Raw genomic sequence first — 2,638 nt, forward strand, 5'->3', positions numbered from 1 at the left:
ACTTGGGTCAAAATCTAAGAAAACGTAAGTATTTAAGAGAAAAGTGATTCTCCATAGAGGGAGGATAGCGCAACAATGCCCCCATATTTCTCGTCTATTTATTGAGGTTGAAGGGGGGATTTAATTGAAACTAAATTTCATTTTACTGACATGTGTTATGTTAATTACTTTGACAGGATGTTTGAACGAATCCATAGAAAACCACCCCAAACAAAAAGTAGTGGTGGAGGAATACAAAGAAGGAAATGAAAATGCAAGTGTGGCGGAAAAAACATTGGAAGACTTCAAAAAAGCTTTGCAGGAAGAAGGACTTGAATTACTGCCAGTTCAAGAAGAACGTAATAATTGGTTATTGAACAACAATAAACCGAATAAATTTACCGTGGGTAGTCCTACCGAAAATACAGACCCAACTAAATTAGAGCGAGTTTCAATTTATGTTTTCGAATCAGAACATGCACGAAAAAAAGGATTGGAAGATTTTAATAAACAAATAGAAAGATATGATATGATGATTCCTCGTATTTATGAAGCAAGAAATGTGATGGTATTTTATTGGGCACTTGCTGATATGGATAAACCTGCGAAATACGAACAACAATTTCAAAATGCAATCAACCAACTTAAAATTTGACTTCGATAAAGCAAAGCATTTCCGCTTCTCGCCTGTTACGCTAACGGGACACGATAGCTTAATAAATTACTAAGACGCGGCTGCTGACATGGATCGGCAGCCGTGTTGCGCTAACGGGCAGATTGGATGAATTTGGAACCCTTCTAAGACACTAATCGTCTAAATATACCAGAACCTAAGGGTGGAATTAGGTAAGTTAATTTTTAAAAATTATTTTAAAAATAGGGGGTATGTTTATGAAATGGGCTCTTGGTATATACGCTGTGATCGTAGCTACCTTTCTCGTGATAGGGGGCATTGCTTTTTTCAACATATCAGAGAATCCAATTCATAAGTTTTTATTACCAAAGGATTATACGGGGTGGATAGAAGTTGTATTTGATCAACCTGAATATTCTGAGTTGAAACATGAAGGGAATCACATTGTTTATGAAGTCCCTCCCTCTGGAAAAATTAAAACCTCAAGCATAAACGTTTCAGGCCCCATGAGTTTTTATTATGTTGATAACAATGGACAGAAAACAGAGATTACTGATATTGAGGAAATGATACATGGTGTAGGAACATCATCTGGAAGTATTGGGAATGCGAATGGAATAACAGAGGAGATACCTGAGAAACTAAGTTTTTTTGTCGGGACAAAAGAGCAATGGGAAGATATCAGACCTCTTCCTAGATGAATATGAAAAGACCTTAGATTAAGTCAGATACATGCGACAACTGTTGCAAGCCGCCAATGTGATGGCTTTATTTGCTAATGGGGACTATAGTTTAAGGCAACTAGGAGCAGTTTGCAGCGGCAACAGCTCCTTGTTTTTATTAAGCTAACGGGCAGCATTCCTATTATGAAGAAATACGAGATTTGAGAAACAAAAAGACTCCTTGGTATGATGTTGATGGGTCCCAGATGCTGGCCAGCGTCGGATCCAAAAACAAATCAAGGAGACTACAAGATGAATTCTACTCAAAATGAACGCATTAATCAAATCACTTCTTCTACCTTAATTGTCGGTGTGGACATCGCAAAGTTCAAACATGTGGCTCGCGCACAAGACTACCGCGGAGTCGAGTTCGGGAAGCCAATTACGTTTGAAAACAGCCGAGAAGGATTTGAGTTGTTCGTTAGCTGGTTCCAGAAGATCGCCACGGAGCAAGGGTTCCAGGATGTCATCGTCGGCATGGAGCCGACCGGTCATTACTGGCTAAACCTTGCTCATTTCCTAAGAGAAGAGCAAGTAAAATACGGTGTAGTGAATCCACTGCACGTGAAGAAAAGCAAAGAACTTGATGACAATTCGCCAACGAAAAATGACATTAAGGATGCGAAAGTCATTGCACAACTGGTCAAAGACGGAAGATACGCCGTACCGAGTCTTCCTCAAGGCGTTTATGCTGAACTGCGGGAAGCCATGAAAATTCGCGATCATCTGACGACTGACCTTTGTGTCGTGCAAGCACGCGTCCACAACTGGCTGGATCGCTATTTCCCAGAGTTTCTAACGGTCTTTAAGGAATGGGAATGCAAGTCTGCCATCCAAATGCTTAGCCTCTATCTACTGCCGCATGAGCTGGTTTCTGTACCTGACGAGTCGTTGCTACAGCACTTGAGAGAAGCAGCGAAGCGAGGTCTTGGTTTAAGCCGAATAAAGAAGCTTAAAGCAGCAGCCAGCGCTTCTGTTGGTATCCAACAAGGCTCTGAGCTAGCTAAAATGGAGCTGAAATTACTGCTGACCCAGTACGAATGGTTTCAGAACAAACTTGAAGAATTGGGAGCAAAATTAGATGATCTGTTGATGCAAATCCCCCATGTACAGCAAGTGTTGGCCATGAAAGGGATTGGCAGGGACACCATCGCAGGGTTTCTTGCTGAGGTGGGAGATATTAGCCAGTACCGGCATCCCAAGCAGATTACAAAGCTTGCTGGATTGAACTTGAAGACCAATTCATCCGGCACACATACCGGACAGACCCGGATAACCAAGAGAGGCCGGAAGCGACTTCGAG

3 protein-coding genes are annotated in these 2,638 nt (G+C 41.5%); all 3 read left to right on the forward strand.

Annotated elements, in window-relative coordinates; translation table 11 throughout:
• The first annotated feature begins 124 nt into the window (after positions 1-124).
• On the forward strand, positions 125-634 hold the full coding sequence (locus NNL21_RS35930; RefSeq protein ID WP_204822896.1) for a hypothetical protein: 510 nt from the start codon (positions 125-127) through the stop codon (positions 632-634).
• 236 nt (positions 635-870) lie between these two features.
• The gene (locus tag NNL21_RS35935; RefSeq protein WP_204822895.1) at positions 871-1,314 is read left to right on the forward strand and encodes a DUF6843 domain-containing protein; all 444 of its coding nucleotides are present in this window, start codon (positions 871-873) and stop codon (positions 1,312-1,314) included.
• 273 nt (positions 1,315-1,587) lie between these two features.
• A partial coding sequence (locus tag NNL21_RS35940; RefSeq protein ID WP_256555718.1) for an IS110 family RNA-guided transposase occupies positions 1,588-2,638 on the forward strand: 1,051 nt, incomplete at its 3' end.

Source organism: Paenibacillus mendelii (assembly GCF_024498075.1).
Lineage (GTDB): Bacteria > Bacillota > Bacilli > Paenibacillales > Paenibacillaceae > Paenibacillus_Z > Paenibacillus_Z mendelii.